At 53.4% G+C, this 18,050-nt stretch carries 19 protein-coding genes; 13 read left to right on the top strand and 6 right to left on the bottom strand.

Features of this window, described 5'->3' with window-relative positions; genetic code table 11:
* Positions 1 to 144 precede the first annotated feature (144 nt).
* Positions 145 to 894: an esterase gene (gene yjfP, locus VH86_RS11050; protein ID WP_045832894.1), complete on the top strand. Its 750-nt coding sequence runs from the start codon at positions 145 to 147 to the stop codon at positions 892 to 894.
* Positions 895 to 941: 47 nt separating this feature from the next.
* Here yjfP and VH86_RS11045 read toward each other — a convergent pair whose 3' ends face one another.
* The gene (locus VH86_RS11045; RefSeq protein WP_038644432.1) at positions 942 to 1,148 is read right to left on the bottom strand and encodes a hypothetical protein; all 207 of its coding nucleotides are present in this window, start codon (positions 1,146 to 1,148) and stop codon (positions 942 to 944) included.
* Positions 1,149 to 1,531: 383 nt separating this feature from the next.
* On the opposite strand from VH86_RS11045, the gene rpsF reads away from it, so the two are divergent.
* Genes rpsF through rplI form a run of 4 tightly spaced genes read left to right on the top strand, consistent with a single transcriptional unit; the run spans position 1,532 to position 2,972 of the window.
* Entirely contained in the window at positions 1,532 to 1,927 is a 396-nt protein-coding gene (gene rpsF, locus VH86_RS11040; protein ID WP_034829324.1) for a 30S ribosomal protein S6, read from the top strand.
* 6 nt (positions 1,928 to 1,933) lie between these two features.
* Positions 1,934 to 2,251 carry a primosomal replication protein N gene (priB, locus tag VH86_RS11035; protein ID WP_045832893.1) on the top strand — a complete coding sequence of 106 codons (318 nt, stop codon included), beginning with the start codon at positions 1,934 to 1,936 and terminating at the stop codon, positions 2,249 to 2,251.
* 4 nt (positions 2,252 to 2,255) lie between these two features.
* Complete coding sequence (gene rpsR, locus VH86_RS11030) at positions 2,256 to 2,483, top strand: 30S ribosomal protein S18 (RefSeq protein WP_002210155.1); 228 nt, start codon at positions 2,256 to 2,258, stop codon at positions 2,481 to 2,483.
* A 39-nt stretch (positions 2,484 to 2,522) separates the two neighbouring features.
* A complete protein-coding gene (gene rplI / locus VH86_RS11025; RefSeq protein WP_038644435.1) occupies positions 2,523 to 2,972 on the top strand; it encodes a 50S ribosomal protein L9 in 450 nt (149 codons plus the stop codon).
* Between the two features lie 177 nt (positions 2,973 to 3,149).
* Here rplI and VH86_RS11020 read toward each other — a convergent pair whose 3' ends face one another.
* Entirely contained in the window at positions 3,150 to 3,806 is a 657-nt protein-coding gene (locus VH86_RS11020; RefSeq protein ID WP_156102775.1) for a LysM-like peptidoglycan-binding domain-containing protein, read from the bottom strand.
* A 214-nt stretch (positions 3,807 to 4,020) separates the two neighbouring features.
* Between VH86_RS11020 and fklB the strand changes: the two genes are divergently transcribed.
* The 3 genes from fklB to VH86_RS11005 all read left to right on the top strand — a co-directional run bounded on the left by fklB (position 4,021) and on the right by VH86_RS11005 (position 5,317).
* Positions 4,021 to 4,641: an FKBP-type peptidyl-prolyl cis-trans isomerase gene (fklB, locus tag VH86_RS11015; RefSeq protein ID WP_045832892.1), complete on the top strand. Its 621-nt coding sequence runs from the start codon at positions 4,021 to 4,023 to the stop codon at positions 4,639 to 4,641.
* 121 nt (positions 4,642 to 4,762) lie between these two features.
* On the top strand, positions 4,763 to 5,011 hold the full coding sequence (locus VH86_RS11010; protein WP_038644444.1) for a type II toxin-antitoxin system Phd/YefM family antitoxin: 249 nt from the start codon (positions 4,763 to 4,765) through the stop codon (positions 5,009 to 5,011).
* Complete coding sequence (locus VH86_RS11005) at positions 5,012 to 5,317, top strand: type II toxin-antitoxin system RelE/ParE family toxin (protein WP_045832891.1); 306 nt, start codon at positions 5,012 to 5,014, stop codon at positions 5,315 to 5,317. It abuts the gene before it with no gap.
* 4 nt (positions 5,318 to 5,321) lie between these two features.
* On the opposite strand, the gene VH86_RS11000 is transcribed toward VH86_RS11005, so the two are convergent.
* Positions 5,322 to 7,268, bottom strand: a complete 1,947-nt coding sequence (locus VH86_RS11000) for a bifunctional 2',3'-cyclic-nucleotide 2'-phosphodiesterase/3'-nucleotidase (protein WP_045832890.1) — start codon at positions 7,266 to 7,268, stop codon at positions 5,322 to 5,324.
* A gap of 293 nt (positions 7,269 to 7,561) precedes the next feature.
* Here VH86_RS11000 and cysQ point away from each other — a divergent pair, with 293 nt between their 5' ends.
* Positions 7,562 to 8,308, top strand: a complete 747-nt coding sequence (cysQ, locus tag VH86_RS10995; RefSeq protein ID WP_038644453.1) for a 3'(2'),5'-bisphosphate nucleotidase CysQ — start codon at positions 7,562 to 7,564, stop codon at positions 8,306 to 8,308.
* 264 nt (positions 8,309 to 8,572) lie between these two features.
* On the opposite strand, the gene VH86_RS10990 is transcribed toward cysQ, so the two are convergent.
* Positions 8,573 to 9,127, bottom strand: coding sequence for a YtfJ family protein (locus VH86_RS10990; protein ID WP_045832889.1), 555 nt, complete (start codon positions 9,125 to 9,127; stop codon positions 8,573 to 8,575).
* Positions 9,128 to 9,440: 313 nt separating this feature from the next.
* Here VH86_RS10990 and VH86_RS10985 point away from each other — a divergent pair, with 313 nt between their 5' ends.
* Positions 9,441 to 9,647, top strand: a complete 207-nt coding sequence (locus VH86_RS10985; RefSeq protein ID WP_031280153.1) for a DUF1107 domain-containing protein — start codon at positions 9,441 to 9,443, stop codon at positions 9,645 to 9,647.
* A gap of 86 nt (positions 9,648 to 9,733) precedes the next feature.
* On the opposite strand, the gene VH86_RS10980 is transcribed toward VH86_RS10985, so the two are convergent.
* A complete protein-coding gene (locus VH86_RS10980) occupies positions 9,734 to 11,071 on the bottom strand; it encodes a hemolysin family protein (RefSeq protein WP_034829259.1) in 1,338 nt (445 codons plus the stop codon).
* A gap of 449 nt (positions 11,072 to 11,520) precedes the next feature.
* Here VH86_RS10980 and VH86_RS10975 point away from each other — a divergent pair, with 449 nt between their 5' ends.
* The 3 genes from VH86_RS10975 to VH86_RS10965 are packed head-to-tail and all read left to right on the top strand — an operon-like array spanning position 11,521 to position 17,383.
* Complete coding sequence (locus VH86_RS10975; protein WP_045832888.1) at positions 11,521 to 13,260, top strand: autotransporter assembly complex family protein; 1,740 nt, start codon at positions 11,521 to 11,523, stop codon at positions 13,258 to 13,260.
* Positions 13,257 to 17,027: a translocation/assembly module TamB domain-containing protein gene (locus tag VH86_RS10970; RefSeq protein ID WP_045832887.1), complete on the top strand. Its 3,771-nt coding sequence runs from the start codon at positions 13,257 to 13,259 to the stop codon at positions 17,025 to 17,027. The genes VH86_RS10975 and VH86_RS10970 overlap by 4 nt, the downstream gene beginning before the upstream one ends.
* Positions 17,028 to 17,029: 2 nt before the next feature.
* Positions 17,030 to 17,383 carry a gamma-glutamylcyclotransferase gene (locus VH86_RS10965; RefSeq protein ID WP_034829253.1) on the top strand — a complete coding sequence of 118 codons (354 nt, stop codon included), beginning with the start codon at positions 17,030 to 17,032 and terminating at the stop codon, positions 17,381 to 17,383.
* Between the two features lie 54 nt (positions 17,384 to 17,437).
* Here the strand turns inward: VH86_RS10965 and ppa are convergent, their stop codons facing one another.
* Positions 17,438 to 17,968 (bottom strand): inorganic diphosphatase, encoded by a 531-nt coding sequence (gene ppa / locus VH86_RS10960; RefSeq protein ID WP_034829250.1) that lies wholly within the window; start codon positions 17,966 to 17,968, stop codon positions 17,438 to 17,440.
* Positions 17,969 to 18,050: the final 82 nt, after the last annotated feature.

The following is an 18,050-nucleotide window of genomic DNA, read 5'->3' as shown; positions in this document are numbered from 1 at the left end:
GACTATTGGAGGGGTACAAGATCAACGGCAAATGCGGCAAAAGGTTTAGTACAGAAATTATTCTGATTAAATGTGAAGTCGCTCGCGTTTTGTCGCTCAGCGCTTACACTGTGACGGGTGATAATCATTCTCAACGGAGGCGATATGATTGAGTTGGCAACGGAAAACCTGGCAGGTATTGAGTGTATTCATGCGGCTCCCGCAGGACAGCGGCAGGCACGTTTACCCACCATCCTGTTTTATCACGGGTTCACCTCATCCAAAGAAGTGTACAGCTACTTCGCGGTGGCACTAGCGCAGGCTGGGTTTCGCGTAGTGATGCCGGATGCCGATATGCACGGAGCGCGCTACAACGGAGATACCGAAACGCGTATGACGCACTTCTGGGAGATCCTCAAACAGAACATCGACGAAGTACCGCTGTTAGAAGCGGCGCTGCGTGAGAAAGATTTGATTGCCGATGAGCGCTTTGCAGTGGCTGGTGCTTCGATGGGCGGCATGACCGCATTGGGCGCGATGGTGCGCTATCCGCAGATTCATAGCGTCGCTTGTATGATGGGCTCCGGTTACTTTATGCAGCTCAGCCATACGTTGTTCCCACCGCTGGTGGCGCGCACGCCAGAGCAGAAAGAGACGCTAGCCGCCCGCCTCGCGCCGCTGGCACCTTACGACCCCAGCCAGCAGCTGGATAAACTGGCCAATCGCCCGCTGCTGTTATGGCACGGTGAAGCCGATGAGGTGGTGCCGTTCGCTGAAACCGTCCGGCTGGAGAAAGCGCTGCGTGGAGCCGCGTTGAATGAAAAAATGACTTACCTGTCGGAAAAGCAAATCGGCCACAAAATTACGCCTTCAGCCCTGACTGCACTGGTGAGTTTTTTCAAGCATCAGCTGTAGAAACAACTCGGGCTGGCAAAGATGCCAGCCCGTTACGTCATCCGATTTTACAGCTGTGAAGACAGACGATCTGCTGCACTGGTATTCGCACTGACTGGGTTGCTGCCAGGCGTATCCAGCCGGTTGACATAGACATAGCCTGAAGCCGCATTGCTGCTGTTACTTCTCATCTGCTGCGCGTAGTCAGCGGAGCTGGCGAAAGCGGGTGGAGACAGGAAGAGACCCAGTAAAGTGGCGAAAATGATGGTTTTCATATTCGACTCCTCACTCCAGGGATTGCACTCTCAGACGCCGCGAATAAGCCAAACCGTTGCGCCTGTAAATAGTTTAGTTCTTCGCCACATTGATGCCAGATCGCCCTGTTGAACGCCTCCATCAGCGATTTTGAACAAACCTTCGCTAACCTGCTGAATCTTAATCCTTAGCACAAAAGGTGCGCTTAACTGGCATGACCCAAGGGATTTGATGAATTGTGCGCTTGAGTTTCCAGGGGGGCGCCAGTATGATTACGCGTCAATTTTTCAGCTGCATTCAGAGGTGTGTTTCATTTAAATGATTCACAACCTATAACGTTCCTTGCTTCCATGGGCCGCAGCTGACCCCGACAGGAGGCTGAATAATCCGTAAGGAGCTATCGATGCGTCATTACGAAATCGTATTTATGGTCCATCCTGACCAGAGCGAACAGGTTCCAGGTATGATCGAGCGTTACACTGGTGCTATCACCGGTGCACAGGGCACGATTCACCGTCTGGAAGACTGGGGCCGCCGTCAGCTGGCTTACCCAATCAACAAACTGCACAAAGCTCACTATGTTCTGCTGAACGTAGAAGCACCGCAGGAAGTGATTGACGAGCTGGAAACTAACTTCCGCTTCAACGACGCCGTTATCCGCAGCATGGTTATGCGCGTTAAGCACGCGGTAACTGAAGCATCTCCGATGGTTAAAGCGAAAGATGAGCGTCGTGATCGTCGCGAAGACTTCGCTAACGAATCATCAGATGACTCAGATGCTGGGGATTCTGAAGAGTAATCCGACATGACGGCAAATCGACTGCGCCTGTCAGGCACTGTGTGCAAGACGCCAGTTCGAAAAGTCAGTCCGTCAGGGATTCCTCACTGCCAGTTCGTGCTTGAGCACCGTTCTGTGCAGGAGGAAGCCGGTTTTCACCGGCAAGCCTGGTGTCAGATGCCGGTGATTCTCAGCGGCAGCACCCATCAGGTGATTACTCAACATATAACGGTCGGTACGCAACTCGTTCTCGAAGGTTTCATTAGCTGCCATCAGGCACGCAATGGTCAGAGCAGAATGGTGTTACATGCCGAGCAGATTGAATTGATAGATTCTGGAGACTAGCCAAATGGCACGTTATTTCCGTCGTCGCAAATTCTGCCGTTTCACCGCGGAAGGCGTTGTAGAGATTGATTACAAAGATATCGCTACACTGAAAAACTACATTACCGAAAGCGGTAAAATTGTCCCGAGCCGTATTACCGGTACTCGTGCAAAATACCAGCGTCAGCTCGCTCGTTGCATCAAGCGCGCTCGCTACCTGTCCCTGCTGCCATACACTGATCGTCATCAGTAATTGGTAGTTGTCCATTAACGACTTTAAGAGGATAAGGTAATGCAAGTTATTCTGCTTGATAAAGTAGCAAACCTGGGCAGCCTGGGTGATCAGGTTAACGTTAAAGCGGGCTACGCTCGTAACTTCCTGGTTCCACAGGGTAAAGCTGTTCCTGCTACCAAGAAAAACGTTGAGTTCTTCGAAACACGTCGCGCTGAACTGGAAGCCAAACTGGCTGACGTTCTGGCTGCTGCTAACGCACGTGCAGAGAAAATCAACGCACTGGGCACTGTTACCATCGCGTCTAAATCAGGCGACGAAGGTAAACTGTTCGGTTCAATCGGTACTCGCGACATCGCTGATGCAGTGACTGCAGCTGGCGTTGAAGTGGCTAAGAGCGAAGTGCGTCTGCCAAACGGCGTTCTGCGTTCTACCGGTGAGCACGAAGTTGACTTCCAGGTTCATAGCGAAGTGTTCGCTAAACTGGTTGTGAATGTAGTGGCTGAGTAATCTACTCTAAATAATTCAAGGTGCGGGAAGGCGGCAAGGGAAGGAATCTCAGGAGCTTACTTAGGTAAGTGACTGAGGTGAATGAGCGAAGCCAACGCATCAGCAACTTGAAGTATGACGAGTATACTCGGTAACGCGAAAACGCCGGCCCTGTGCCGGCGTTTTTGTTTCTGCGATTTACTGGGCGCGGATAAAGCTGCCGTCGGGCTGACGGGTAAACAGCACCGGGCCGTTGCTGCCATCCACCGTTAATCCTGTCACCACGCCTTGCGCGTTCTGACGAATCTTCACCTGTTGTCCATTCTTTAGTGCGCTAAGAGGCTGATCGTCGCCCTCAACGCGTGCCATGGCGAACACATCATTGACCGGCAGATTATTGTCGCGGAACAGCTGCGCCAGCGTCTGACCTGATGCCACGGTATAGTTGTGCCACTCACCCTGAGAATCGGTTTTCGGTTGGGTGTTCTGCGGCTGCTTGTTGTCGTAAATCTCCGCCTGCAACGGCACCTCTTTGCTGCTGTTATCTGCCGGGCGCTCGATCGGATATTGCGGCGTACTGCTCGGCCAGAGAAACGCCAATAGCAGAACCAACAAGGCAATCACAATGCCACGGCGATGGAAGGCCGGCAGTGGGTTCATCCAGCGCACATCATCCAGCAGATGCCAGACGCGCAGCAGCACGGCGGGAACGCGGGAAGGGGTATCAGAAGCCATTCGTGAATCCTCCTCGCTGGCGGCCTTGCGCGGAAATTGCGGCAGCCAACGTTGCAACCTCGATAAAGTAAAAGCACGCGGTGCGCGCGTCCTGCGGCGTCGTGGGGCAATCTGGCCCATGTATTCTCTCTTTCTTAGCGCTGTACGACGAAAACGTTGCCACAGCTATAGTATGGGCAATGCGGGCACGAAGTGCCTGCCAGCATTGAAAAATTTGACCTGCGTATTGTTTCTCTTTCGCTGAGAAATGTCATCTGCGGCGCTGCAGATTTTACGCCAGCCGCCTGCGCTGTTATGCTGCCGTTTCTATTTTCTCCGGGATTAAGGAATCAAGATGACCACCCCTTCATTCGACAGCGTCGAATCACAAGCAAGTTACGGTATCGGTTTACAGGTCGGCCAGCAGCTGCAGGAATCTGGACTGCAGGGTCTGCAGCCGGAAGCACTGCTCGCGGGTCTGCGCGATGCGCTGGAAGGGAACTCACCGGCTGTGCCTGTTGATGTGGTACATCGCGCGCTGCGTGAAGTGCACGAACGTGCAGAAGGCGTACGTCGTGAGCGTGTGGAAGCCATGGCGGCTGAAGGCCATAAATTCCTGGAGCAGAATGCGCAGCGTGAAGGCGTGAGCAGCACGGAATCTGGTCTGCAGTTCAGCGTAATCGCTCAAGGTGATGGCCCGATTCCTTCACGTCAGGATCGTGTCCGTGTGCACTACACAGGCAAACTGATCGACGGTACGGTGTTTGATAGCTCAGTGGCACGTGGCGAACCGGCTGAATTTCCGGTAAGCGGCGTTATCGCTGGCTGGATTGAAGCGCTGACCCTGATGCCAGTGGGTTCTAAGTGGGAATTAGTGATTCCACAAAACCTCGCCTACGGCGAGCGCGGTGCGGGTGCATCCATCCCGCCATTCAGCACATTGGTGTTCGAAGTCCAGCTGCTGGAAATTCTGTAATCATTCAGCAATTCATTGAAACCGGCATAAATGCCGGTTTTTTTGTTTGTAAAACTGGCTGATCTTTACCCGATTGGCTAATACAATGAGCGAATCGAACGATTCAAGCGGAAGGTGCGAAATGTATTTACTCTCTGCCAACGAAGCTAAAACGCAATTTGGGGATATGCTTCTCAAAGCTCAACGTGAACCGGTACAAATCAGTCGGAACGGAAAACCTGTCGCCGTTGTCATATCTGCTGAAGAGTTTCAGGCAATTGAACTCATGAAGCAGCAGTTTTTGCAGGAAAAAATTGCCCGAGCCAGGGAAGACGTTGCCAACGGACGACTGACCGATGGTGAAACATTTTTCAATCAACTACTGGATTAAATGGCCAAATTTCAGCTCACGGATGAAGCGCGGCAGGATCTTGTCGATATTCGTCAGTTCACCTTACAGCACTGGGGCGAAGCGCAGTCTCATCAATACTTGAGGCGTTTGCAGCGCACATTACACACGCTGTCTGAACTCCCAGCCATGGGGATCAGCAGAGCGTCCGATCTTGCCGAAGGCGTACTCAGTTTTCCCTTTGTTAGCCATATGGTTTATTACCAGGTTATGCAGCAGGGAATTATTGTGCTCGCGGTTATGCATCAAAGCCGGGTGCCTTCCATTCATTTGGCAGCCCGGCTATAGTCTGTTACTGCTTCTGCAAATCTACCTGCCAAATCGCAAAACCAATCTCGTCACTGCCCACCGCTTTCATCGGATAATCTGCGTACTTCTCAATAAACTGCGTGGCTTTCTCGCCTGGTGCGGTTTCAAAGCGAATATCCAGCGGCGTATCACTGTGAATCGGCGCTAAACGCCAGTTGTGATCGGCCTGCGGTTTCACTTCGCCGTGTGCTTTGGTTTCGCTACTGATATAAGCCGCGACCACTGAACGGTTCTCATCCGGTGAGGCAAATGCCACATATTTATCGCCGGTGCCGGCAAATTTACCGCCATAGGCGCGATAGTTGTTGGTGGCGACCAGGAATACCGCGTTGGGATCGATTGGCTTACCTTGCCACGTCAAATCTTTAATGCGTGAAGCGTCTTTGTTGATCAACGTACATTCACCGTCGTAGCGCGCAGGTTGCGTGACATCAATTTGATAATCCACGCCGTCAATCACATCGAAATTGTAGGTACGAAAATCCCAGTTAATCAGCGCTTGCGGTTTGCTAGTGTGCGGATCGATCTGATTAAACTGCGCGGCCGAGCATTCCAGCCACTCCTTCACCTGCGCACCCGTCACTTTCATCACTACCAGCGTATTGGGATAGAGATAAAGATCGGCGGCGTTACGGAAAGTCAGCTCACCTTTCTCCACTTCGGTGTAGCTGGCAGGATCGTTTTTACGGCCACCGGCTTTAAACGGTGCGGCAGCGGAAAGCACTGGCAGGCGACCGAGATCGGGATCGCCCTGAATAAAGTGCTCAACATAGGCGCGCTGCGCATTATTAACGATCTGTACGGTAGGATCGTCCTGCACCAGTGACAGATAGCTGTACATCACATCAGCTGATTTACCGATCGGCTTAGCAACGAACTCACGCGTGGCACGATGATCAGGCTCCAGCACTTTCACCAGATCGGCGTCTTCTGCTGCCAGTGATTTTTTGGCAACCGGATCGTAAATGGGCCGCGCTTCAGCTTTACCCTGGGTGACCTGCCATTTCCCGCCTTCATTATTCAGCACCAAATCGACCACGCCGAGATGATCGCCCCACATGCCGGGCATCACTGCCGGAACACCGTTCAGCGTGCCCTGTGCGATGTCAGCGCCCTGAATGGCCGCGAACTCTTTACTGGGGAATACCGCATGCGCGTGACCAAACATAATGGCGCTAATGCCCGGCACCTGGCTGAGGTAGTAGACCGAATTCTCCGCCATGGCGTGATAAGGCTCACTGCTTAAACCTGAGTGTGGAATAGCGATGATTATTTCAGCACCTTTTGCGCGCATTTCCGGCACATAGCGCTTAGCTGTTTCCGTGATGTCATCAACACGCACCTTACCCTGCAGATTGTTGCGATCCCACACCATAATCTGTGGTGGAACGAAGCCGATGTAGCCAATTTTTAAGCGGTGCGCGCTGCCGCTGCGGTCGGTAACGGTGGTTTCTTTGATTAAGTAGGGGGTAAACAGCGGTTTTCCGCTCTTTTCATCGATAATATTGGCATTCACATAGGGGAAACGCGCGCCGGCAATCGCCTTCTGCAGATAGGGTAAGCCGTAATTGAATTCGTGATTGCCTAAGTTTCCCACTGCGTAATCCAGCGTGTTCATCGCTTTATATACTGGATGCACATCCCCTTTTTTCAGCCCCTTAGCCGCCATGTAATCGCCCAGCGGGCTGCCCTGAATAATGTCGCCGTTATCAACCAGCACACTGTTTTTCGCTTCCGCGCGCGCCTGCTGAATCAGCGTGGCGGTGCGCACCAGACCAAATTTCTCGGTTGGCGTATCTTTGTAGTAATCGAAATCCATCATATTACTGTGCAGATCGGTGGTTTCCAGAATGCGCAGATCCACGGTGGCAGCCTGTACCGTTGCAGCAGATACACACAGCGCCAATAACGACATGCTCGCTTTGAACATCGCTTGCTCCTTGTTCGTTCGAATGGGCCTCTCAAAATAATGTAAAACAATGACGAATTATCATTTCAATTTGTGATGAAGCTCGGACTTTTAAGCCTTCATTGCCGCAGTCGCGTGGTGAAAAGGGAATCAGCATCGCGCCATAGCCGCCACCTATGAACTATGGTATTGATAATCATATAGATTGCCGTTTCAGACAGTTCAGCCGCAAAGCATGGGAACACAACTGCTAAAATGTGTTGAGGTGAGCTGTTGATGTCTGACAGGCAGAATCAGCGGAAAAGAGGTGAAGTATGTTAGATAAAATTAGCCAACTGGCGCGTGAAGCGGGTGATGCCATTATGCATGTCTATGCGGGTGAGCAGCCGATGGATGTGACGAGCAAGTCGGATGATTCGCCGGTGACGGCTGCCGATCTCGCGGCACACAAAGTCATCGTGGAAGGGCTTGCCGCGCTCTCCCCAGAAGTGCCGGTATTATCAGAGGAAGATCCGCCGAGTTGGTCTGTGCGCCAGAACTGGAAAAAATATTGGCTGGTTGATCCACTGGATGGCACCAAAGAGTTTATCAAGCGCAATGGCGAATTTACCGTCAATATTGCCTTGATCGAAAACGGCAAGCCGGTATTAGGTGTCGTCTATGCGCCCGCGCTGGGTGTGATGTATTCGGCAGCTGAGGGCAAAGCCTGGAAAGAAGAGGGCGGCCATAAAACGCAGATTCAGGTGCGCGAGGCGCGTCCACTGCTGGTGGTTGTCAGCCGTTCGCATGCAGATAAAGATGAAGAGCTGAAAGAGTATCTGACGCAGTTAGGCGAACATCAAACCACGGCGATTGGCTCTTCGCTGAAATTTTGTCTGGTGGCGGAAGGCAAAGCGCAACTGTATCCACGCTTTGGGCCAACGAACATTTGGGATACCGGAGCGGGTCACGCGGTGGCCATTGCGGCGGGTGCCCACGTACATGACTGGCAGGGCAAAACCCTGGACTACACGCCGCGCGAATCTTTCCTGAACCCGGGTTTCCGCGTTTCGCTGTTTTAATTGCGGGTGCGCATCACTGCGCACCCTTTAACAATGCTACCCGGTATTTTCCCTGTAAAAGTCCGCGATGAGCAATGGAAGCTCATCCTGAATTTTCGTCGTTAAAAGATCTGCGATAAGTCCTGAAAATGCATCCTGCATTTTCGCCCTAAATATCCCAATCAGTTAACAAACCCCAGCCAGTCGTTGTGCTTTTAATATGCGGGATGAGGTGGACGTGTAGTCGGGCAACATAGGGTCGTACCTTGATGGCGACCACTGTTTTTACTGCAACAGCTCACGGATCAGTTTCATCGCCTGCTGCACTTCATCCTGCGTAAGTGCACCCTCTTTGGCGTAACGCACATGCCCGGTCTTATCCAGCACCACAATCGTTGAACCGCCTTTTTCCAGCTGCCAGACTTTACGCACGTTGCCATTGCTGTCGACAATAAACTGCGACCACGGATATTGCTGCTTGTTGCTCTCAATACTGCTGCGCACAAACATCCCCGTGCCAGGAATCGCATCGTCAGTGTTCACAATGGTGGTGGTCTGGTAACGGTCATGCGGGAATTTTGCCGCTTTTATCGCTTCAATCAGCGCGGCATTCTGTTCTTTAGCCGAAGAACGCCCGGCAATATGTAAGATGACACGCACTTTTCCACTCAGCTGCGCGCTATTCCACGGTTGGTAGCTAAACTTATCTTGTTGATAAAGCAGTTCGCCTTTGTCGCTCACGCCCACTGGCGGAACACGATCGCCGATCTTAAAAGCATGGGCTGAGACAAGGCTGGGAACCAGCAGTGCCAGTGCTAACACAGAGTGTGCCAAACGCATGGTGATACTCCTTAGTGATCCGACCAGTTATTCATGTTTTTGCAATATTAGGTGTGGATGATGCGCCTGTCGCGATGAGTTAACAGCTTTGCAACCCACGCCACAATTCCTTAATGAGTGAAGGTTTATACTGGGTTTTGTGAACGGTATAACAGAGTGTTCTGTAATAATGTGTCAATTCAGTAAAAAATTCACCTTTTCGGAACATACGTAACGATTGGTGTTCTATAGTTATGCCTCATTTGCGCTTCATGGGTTCGTACCGGATTTGGCAACGACGAAGCGTAGTACATCTGTTCAGGAGTTAGACAGTATGAAAATCTTCCAGCGCTATAATCCGCTGCAAATTGCGAAATACGTAAAAACGCTGTTTAAAGGAAGGTTGTATATCAAGGATGTTGGCGCGTTTGAGTTCGATAAAGGCAAAGTGATGTTGCCCCGCGTCAAAGATAAACAGCACCTTAGCGTGATGTCCGAGATCAACCGCCAGGTCCTGCGTTTGCAAGCCGAGTACAACTAAGCAGTAAAAAGAAAGGGCGCCATGCAATCAGGCGCCCTCAGTAGCGGCGCGAGAAATCGCGCCTTGTTTTTTTCTGCCGCCCGGTACTATGGCGACTCCAGCTCATCAGTGGCGCTCTTCGTCACACTCAGCACCGGCGGACGATCGTCAATACGCGTCACCAGCAGTTGGTCGATGCGATAACTGTCGATATCCACCACTTCAAACTTGTAACCTGAGAACTTGACGAAATCGGTGCGTTTCGGGATTTTGCGCAGCATGTACATCATGAAACCACCAATGGTTTCATAGTTGCCGGACTGCGGGAAATCATCGATATCCAGCACACGCATCACGTCATCAATCGGTGTGCCGCCTTCAACCAGCCATGAGTTCTCATCACGCGCCACAATCTGCTCTTCCTGACCCTGGCCGACCAAATCACCCATCAGCGTGGTCATCACGTCGTTGAGGGTAATGATCCCCACCACCAACGCGTATTCGTTCATGATGACCGCGAAGTCTTCGCCCGCAGTTTTAAAGCTTTCCAGCGCTTCAGAGAGCGTTAACGTGTCCGGCACAATCAGTGCAGAGCGAATCTGCACGCCGCTGCTCAGGGTCAGGCTTTGATTGCCCAGCACGCGCAGCAGCAGCTCTTTGGAATCGACATAGCCGACGATATGGTCAATGTCGCCATCACACACCAGGAATTTAGAGTGCGGATGCTGGGCGATTTTGGTTTTGAGGCTGTTTTCATCTTCGTGCAGATCAAACCACACCACGTTCTCGCGTGACGTCATCGAAGACGGCACGGTACGCGATTCCAGCTCAAACACGTTTTCGATCAGTTCGTGTTCCTGTTTACGCAGCACGCCAGCCAGCGCACCGGCTTCCACCACCGCGTAAATATCGTCGGAGGTGATGTCGTCTTTACGCACCATCGGCAGCTTGAAGATGCGGAAAAACACGTTGGCCAGCCCGTTAAACAGCCACACCAGCGGGCGCATCACCAGCAAGCAGAAGCGCATCGGATTGATGATGCGCAGCGCCACCGCTTCTGGCGCGATCATCCCCACGCGCTTCGGCGTTAAATCGGCAAACAAAATAAACAGGCTGGTGACGACGGTGAAGGAACAGATAAAGCTGAGCTGATCGGCCAGTTCAGGGGCCATAAAGCGGCTAAATAAACTGCTGAAGGCGGGGGAAAACGCGGCATCACCGACAATACCACCGAGGATGGCCACGGCATTGAGGCCAATCTGCACCACGGTGAAGAACATGCCAGGCTGTTCCTGCATTTTCAGCACGCGCTGCGCATTGATGTTGCCTTCATCGGCGAGCAGTTTGAGTTTGATCTTACGGGCAGCCGCCAGCGAGATCTCCGAAAGAGAAAAGAATGAACTGATCACAATCAGTAAAAGAATGACAAGTAAGCTATCGAGCATAAAAGATCCGTTGGGTTAATCACTTGTCATTTTTGGCCTGGGCAGCGCAGGGAAACATCCAGTATTCACCTGTCATACAGAGCTATCCGTGCCAAAAATGTCTGCGCCATTTCGACAAGGAACGTTAACGTCGGGGCAGAAAGGAAAGCAGGTCATGCCTGCTGGGTGCTGATTATAGCAGCAGCGCTTATGCCGCCGCCAGAGGCGCGCACAAGGAGGTCGGAATAATCCGAGTGCGCCCCTCTCTATCGCAGAAGTGCGGCTTCGGTGTTGTATCGATCCCCCCATTTACCGACAATAGTAAATGATTTGGCTTAGTGACCATTTTTCCTCAGCCATCCGCCAAAAAGAGCGGCTATGCTGATGGGTAAGCGAGTGGTGGTGATAGCCTCCGATGAGAAATAACGCCCCTGCGGAATAAGGGGCAGGCATTATTAACAGGAGTACGCGTGCCGCGATTGCATATTTATTGTTTGGCCAGCCTGTTGCTTGCTGCACCTGCCGTTGAGGCAGCGAAAGTGCGCCTGCAGCTTGAAGGGCTAACCGGGGATTTACAAAAGAACGTCAGGGCACGCTTGTCCACCATTGGTACTGACGAAGTGTCGAGCGATGGGCGCTTCCAGGCTCGTGTTTCACAGGCTATCAAGGAAGGTTTGCGGGCACTCGGTTATTACGAACCCGAAATCGATTTCGAATCGCGTCCTGCACCGCCGCAGGGTGGCAGACCGGTGCTGATCGCCCACGTCAAACCGGGTGAACCGGTGAAGATCGGTGGCAGCCACATTGTGGTCGAAGGGGCGGCGAAAAACGATGATGATTATAAAGCCTGGGTGAAGCAGGGCACGCCGAAAGTTGGCACCCAACTCAATCACGGCGAATACGACAAATTTAAAAATGGCTTCTCCAGCCTGGCACTGCGTAATGGTTACTTCGACGGTGACTTTAAGCAAAGCCAGCTTGGCGTTTCGGTCGAAAGACGCGAAGCATTCTGGGATATCGACTACGACAGTGGCCCGCGCTACCGTTTTGGCGATGTCAGCTTCCAGGGCTCGCAAATCAACGAAGCCTATCTGCGTAATCTGGTGCCGTTCAAAAAGGGCGACCCTTACAGCTCGCGCGATTTGGCGGAATTAAACCGTCGTTTATCCGCCACGGGTTGGTTTAACTCGGTGGTCGTCGCCCCCGAATTCGACAAGGGCCGTCAAACCAAAGTGCTGCCGCTCAATGCGGCGGTATCGCCACGGGTTGAGAACACCATCGAAGCCGGTGTGGGCTATTCCACCGATGTCGGCCCGCGCCTGAAAGGCACGTGGAAAAAGCCGTGGATTAACAGCAGCGGTCATAGCCTGACTGCCAGTTCCTATATTTCCGCGCCTGAACAACAGCTCGATCTCAGCTATAAAGTGCCCTTGCTGAAAAGCCCGCTGGAGCAGTATTACACCTTCTCGGGTGGTTTGAAGCGTACCGATCTCAACGACACCAAAGCGGACACCACCACGCTGGGCGTTTCGCGTAACTGGGACAGCAGCTCCGGCTGGCAGCGCGCGGTTAACCTGAAGTGGAGTCTCGATCACTTCACCCAAGGCAGTGTCACCAACACCACCATGCTGCTCTATCCAGGCGTGAGTTTGAGCCGCACGCGTTCGCGCGGTGGCTTGATGCCGACCTGGGGCGACTCGCAGCGTTATTCCGTCGATGTCTCCGATACTACCTGGGGATCGGATGTCGACTTCCTGATCCTGCAGGCGCAAAACGTCTGGATCCGCATGATCGGTGATAAGAACCGTTTTGTGGCACGCGGAAATCTGGGCTGGATCGAAACCAATAACTTCGACAAAGTCCCACCAGACCTGCGCTTCTTCGCCGGGGGCGACCGCAGTATTCGCGGCTATAAATACAAAGATGTCTCGCCGCGCGACAGTGACGGCAAACTGACTGGTGCCTCCAAAATGGCCACCGGCTCGCTGGAGTATCAATACAACGTGACCGGCAAGTGGTGGGGCGCGGTGTTTGTTGATTCCGGTGAAGCGGTAAACGACATCAAACAGAGTGATTTTAAAACTGGTGCCGGTGTTGGCGTGCGCTGGGCTTCTCCGGTCGGGCCAATCAAATTTGATATCGCGCGGCCGATTGGCGATGACAAGGAACATGGTTTGCAATTCTATGTAGGACTGGGGCCTGAACTATGAAGCTGTGGAAAAAGGTCCTGATTGGATTCGGTATTTTTCTGGTGGTGCTGTTTGGCAGTGTGGCGTTTTTGATTGGCACCACACCCGGATTGCATCTGGTGCTGAAAGGTGCCGATCGCTGGGTACCCGGTTTATCGATCAACAAAGTTGAAGGTGGCTGGCGCGATCTGACGCTGAGTGGTGTGAAGTATGAGATGCCGGGCGTGAGCGTGGATGCTGGACGTTTCCATCTGGCGCTCAATCTCAACTGCCTGCTGCACTCGTCGGTGTGCGTGAATGACATCGGCTTGCAGGATGTCAGCGTGGTGGTCGACAGCAAGAAAATGGCCCCGGCCGCTGCGCCCCCGCCGCAGGAAGAGAGCGGTAGCACCAACCTGACCACGCCGTATCCGATTACGCTCAGCAAGATCGGCCTGCATAACATCAATGTCAAAGTGGATGACACGTCCATCTCGCTGCTGGACTTCACCACCGGCCTTAACTGGCAGGGGCGCGCGTTGACGTTAACCCCAACGCATATTCAAAGTCTGCTGATTGCGCTGCCGAAGGCGGCGAAAGTGGTTGATGAGCAAGTGGTGCAGCCGAAAGTGCAACAGCCGCAGCCGGATGAGAAACCCTTGGGTGAAACGCTGCAAGAGATGTTCGCTAAACCGCTGTTACCCGAACTGCCTGACTTCCAGCTGCCTTTGGATATCACCGTACAGGAGCTGCTCGGCGAACAGCTGCGCTTGACCGGCGATACCGATGTGTCGATTACCCGTCTGTTGCTGAAAGCCAAAACCGCTGACCGCCATCTTCAGTTAGAAACCTTTGACATCGATTCACCGCAAGGGCAGTTGAACGCCAGCGGTGATGCGCAGCTGGCGGATAACTGGCCGGTGAATTTCGCGCTCAGCGGATCGTTAAATCTCGATCCGATCAAGGGCGAGAAGATCAAAATGAATCTCAGCGGCGCGATGCGTGAAGAGCTGAAGCTGGGGCTGAATCTCTCTGGCCCGGTCCGCGCACAGCTGGATGCCGCCGCGCAACCGGCGGTGGCGGGGCTGCCACTGTCACTGAAACTCACCAGCCCGGAATTGCGCTGGCCGCTGACCGGCCCGGTGCAGTATCAGGCGGATAACCTCGATTATCAGTTCAAAGGCAAAGCCACTGATTATGTGATGTCACTGCGCACCGCTGTGAAAGGCGAAGCCGTGCCGCCGGCGACCATTTCACTTGATGGCAAAGGCAACGTGCAGCAGTTCAGCCTGGACAAGCTGCGCGTGGCGGCACTGCAGGGTAACGTTGATTTAACCGCGCTGGTGGACTGGAGCAAAGCCATTAGCTGGCGCAGCGAATTGACGCTCTCCGGCATCAACACCGCCAAACAGTACCCGGACTGGCCTGCCAAACTCGACGGCAAAATCGCCACGCGTGGCAGCCTGTACGGCGGCAGCTGGCAGCTGAGCGTGCCGCAGCTGGAGCTGAAAGGGAACGTGAAGCAGAACGCCGTCAGCGCCAATGGCTCACTCACCGGCAACAGCTATAACCAGTGGAAAATCCCGGGTATCAACATCGCTTTAGGCCGTAACCATCTGGATGTGAGAGGCGAACTGGGCGATACCCTGAATCTCGACGCCAACATCGATGCGCCGCATCTGGATAATGCACTCCCAGGACTCGGCGGTGTGGCGAAAGGCACGGTAAAAGCGCGCGGCACCTTACAGGCACCGCAGCTGCTGGCCGATCTCACGGCAACCGGCTTGCGCTGGCAGCAATTGCAGATACGCCGTGTGGCGCTGGAAGGCGATGTGAAATCCAGCGATGAGATCGCCGGTAAGCTGCAACTGCGCGTCGAGCAACTGCAACAGGACGCACTGAAAATCAATCTGCTGACGCTGAACGCTGATGGCAACGAGAAGCAGCATCAGCTCAAGCTGAACGTGGAAGGCGAACCGGTCTCCGGTCAGTTGGCACTCAACGGCAGCTTTGATCGCAAAACCGAACGCTGGCAGGGCAATCTCAACAACACGCACTTTGATACCCCGGTCGGCGAATGGCGTCTGACGCGTGCGATGGCGATTGATTACCTCAACACTAAGCAGACCGCCACCATCGGTCCGCACTGCTGGCAAAACCCGAATGCGCAACTGTGTGTACCGGAGCCGATTGAAGCCGGGGCCAGCGGTCATGCCCATGTGGTGCTGAACCGCTTCGATTTGGCGATGATCAAACCTTTCCTCACCGATGCGACCAAGCTTAATGGCGTATTCAGTGGCGATGCGCGAGTGAACTGGACCGCCGATGGCGCGCTGCCAACCGGTACCGTATCGCTGAAAGGAAACGGCGTGAAAGTCGAACAAGACGTGCAGGGCAACACGCTGCCGATCGCCTTTGACACGCTTAACCTGAATGCCGCGATGCGCAACGGTCGTGCCCAACTCGACTGGCTGATTCACATCGTCAACAACGGCCAGCTGAGCGGTAATGTGCAGATTGCCGATCCGCAAACTCGTCGCCAGCTGTCCGGCAACATCGGCATCAGCAATCTGTCGCTGGCGATGTTCAACCCGGCGTTGATGCAGGGCGAGAAGATCAAAGGCAATCTCAACAGTAACCTGCGTCTGGGCGGCACACTGCAACAGCCGCAGGTGTTTGGCCAGTTGGGATTGAGCGATGTCAACGTGCAGGCCAGCTTTATGCCGGTCACACTCACCTCCGCCAATCTGAACATGGTGTTCAATGGCATGAGTTCGACGCTTAACGGTCTGTTGCAGACGACGCAGGGCAACCTCAATCTGGGCGGCAATGCCGACTGGAGCCAGCTGGATAACTGGCGAGCGCGAATCACTGCGCAGGGCAACCGTATTCGCGTCACCGTGCCGCCGATGGTGCGTATGGATGTTTCGCCAGACCTGGTGTTTGAAGCCACGCCAGCCGCGTTTAATCTGGATGGTAAGGTCGATATTCCGTGGGCGCGTATTACGGTGCAGGAAGTGCCAGAAAGCGCCACTGGCGTCTCCTCGGATGAGGTGATGCTGGATAAAGATCTCAAGCCGATTCAGCCGAAGACCGCCGCCATTCCGATCAACAGTAACCTGGTGATCCACGTCGGTAACGATGTGCGGCTGTCAGCCTTTGGTCTGAAAGCCAAGCTGAATGGCGATCTTAAACTGGTGCAGGATAAAACCGGTCTGGGCTTAAACGGACAGATCAATATTCCCGATGGCCGCTTCCATGCTTACGGGCAGGATTTGATTGTGCGTAAAGGCGAGCTACAGTTTGCCGGACCGCCAGATCAGCCGTACGTCAACCTTGAAGCGATACGTAACCCGGAAGCCACCGAAGATGATGTCACCGCCGGTATTCGCGTCACCGGCCTGGCCGATGAGCCGAAAGTCGAGGTGTTCTCTGACCCCGCCATGTCGCAGCAGGAAGCGCTTTCTTACTTATTACGCGGTCAGGGACTCAGCAGCGATGGTGACAGTAATGCATTAACTTCAGCACTTGTGGGGTTAGGGGTTGCACAAAGTGGTCAGGTTATGGGTAAAATCGGCGAGACATTCGGCGTCAGTAACCTCGCACTTGATACCACCGGTGTGGGCGACAGCCAGCAGGTGCAGGTGAGCGGTTATGTGCTGCCGGGTCTACAAGTAAAATACGGTGTTGGCATATTTGATTCACTGGCGACGTTAACCTTGCGTTACCGCCTGATGCCCAAACTCTATTTGGAAGCCGTGTCCGGTCTCGATCAGGCACTGGATTTGCTCTATCAGTTTGAGTTTTAGCAATGCGAATAATTGTCTACGGCAGTTTACGGCGCAAACAGGGAAACAGTCACTGGATGACGAATGCGCAATGGCTCGGCGACCATCAGATTGAGGGGTTTGCGCTCTACAATCTGGGTCACTATCCGGGCGTCGTTGAAGATGAGGGAACCGTCTTCTGCGAAGTGTATCGCATCGACGCCAGCACGCTTGGCGAACTTGATGCCTTGCGCACTAAGAATGGCGAATACAAACGCCAACTCATCCAGACGCCTTACGGCAGTGCCTGGCTGTATGTCTATCAGCGTTCGATTGCGGGTCGTACCCGCATTGCGAGCGGTGACTGGCTAAAGCGCGACGACGCACCCGAGGCATAAATAAAAACACCGTCCATTGGACGGTGTTTTTTTATGCTTGCGAGGCAGAGAAGATTATTTCTTCTGTGCGCGCTCGTAAGAAGAGATGATTTCAGCTTTGGCCGCTTCAGCGTTATCCCAGCCATCAACTTTAACCCATTTGCCTTTTTCCAGATCTTTGTAGTGCTCGAAGAAGTGGGTGATCTGCGCTTTCAGCAGTTCTGGCAGGTCGTTCACATCTTTGATGTGATCGTATTCTTTGCTCAGTTTGGTGTGCGGAACCGCAACCAGCTTGGCATCTTCGCCAGACTCGTCGGTCATTTTCAGCACGCCAACGGGACGGCAGCGAATCACTGAGCCCGGCACCAGCGGATACGGGGTTGGCACCAGCACGTCAACCGGATCACCATCCAGAGACAGGGTGTGGTTGATGTAACCGTAGTTGCACGGATAGAACATGGCGGTAGACATGAAACGGTCTACAAACAGGGCGCCAGACTCTTTGTCCACTTCATATTTGATCGGATCGGCATTCGCTGGGATCTCGATAACGACATAGATATCTTCTGGCAGTTCTTTACCTGCAGGCACCTGGTTCAAACTCATCTGGCTTTCCTTCATTGGTCATATGTTGAGTGACGGCTATTATAGCCAACTGACTCTGAAAGTATGCCCCCTTTTTGGCGTT

The sequence above is a fragment of the Pantoea sp. BL1 genome (assembly GCF_000963985.1).
Lineage (GTDB): Bacteria > Pseudomonadota > Gammaproteobacteria > Enterobacterales > Enterobacteriaceae > Pantoea > Pantoea rwandensis_B.
This window is presented reverse-complemented; position numbering and strand designations above follow the sequence as displayed.

Coding starts and splice junctions, on each gene's coding strand:
- ppa (WP_034829250.1), bottom strand. CDS start 17,968: ATGAGTTTGAACCAGGTGCCTGCAGGTAAAGAACTGCCAGAAGATATC.
- priB (WP_045832893.1), top strand. CDS start 1,934: ATGACGGCAAATCGACTGCGCCTGTCAGGCACTGTGTGCAAGACGCCA.
- VH86_RS10970 (WP_045832887.1), top strand. CDS start 13,257: ATGAAGCTGTGGAAAAAGGTCCTGATTGGATTCGGTATTTTTCTGGTG.
- rplI (WP_038644435.1), top strand. CDS start 2,523: ATGCAAGTTATTCTGCTTGATAAAGTAGCAAACCTGGGCAGCCTGGGT.
- VH86_RS10990 (WP_045832889.1), bottom strand. CDS start 9,127: ATGCGTTTGGCACACTCTGTGTTAGCACTGGCACTGCTGGTTCCCAGC.
- rpsR (WP_002210155.1), top strand. CDS start 2,256: ATGGCACGTTATTTCCGTCGTCGCAAATTCTGCCGTTTCACCGCGGAA.
- fklB (WP_045832892.1), top strand. CDS start 4,021: ATGACCACCCCTTCATTCGACAGCGTCGAATCACAAGCAAGTTACGGT.
- VH86_RS11005 (WP_045832891.1), top strand. CDS start 5,012: ATGGCCAAATTTCAGCTCACGGATGAAGCGCGGCAGGATCTTGTCGAT.
- VH86_RS10965 (WP_034829253.1), top strand. CDS start 17,030: ATGCGAATAATTGTCTACGGCAGTTTACGGCGCAAACAGGGAAACAGT.
- cysQ (WP_038644453.1), top strand. CDS start 7,562: ATGTTAGATAAAATTAGCCAACTGGCGCGTGAAGCGGGTGATGCCATT.
- VH86_RS10985 (WP_031280153.1), top strand. CDS start 9,441: ATGAAAATCTTCCAGCGCTATAATCCGCTGCAAATTGCGAAATACGTA.
- yjfP (WP_045832894.1), top strand. CDS start 145: ATGATTGAGTTGGCAACGGAAAACCTGGCAGGTATTGAGTGTATTCAT.
- VH86_RS11010 (WP_038644444.1), top strand. CDS start 4,763: ATGTATTTACTCTCTGCCAACGAAGCTAAAACGCAATTTGGGGATATG.
- VH86_RS11020 (WP_156102775.1), bottom strand. CDS start 3,806: ATGGGCCAGATTGCCCCACGACGCCGCAGGACGCGCGCACCGCGTGCT.
- VH86_RS11045 (WP_038644432.1), bottom strand. CDS start 1,148: ATGAAAACCATCATTTTCGCCACTTTACTGGGTCTCTTCCTGTCTCCA.
- VH86_RS11000 (WP_045832890.1), bottom strand. CDS start 7,268: ATGTTCAAAGCGAGCATGTCGTTATTGGCGCTGTGTGTATCTGCTGCA.
- rpsF (WP_034829324.1), top strand. CDS start 1,532: ATGCGTCATTACGAAATCGTATTTATGGTCCATCCTGACCAGAGCGAA.
- VH86_RS10980 (WP_034829259.1), bottom strand. CDS start 11,071: ATGCTCGATAGCTTACTTGTCATTCTTTTACTGATTGTGATCAGTTCA.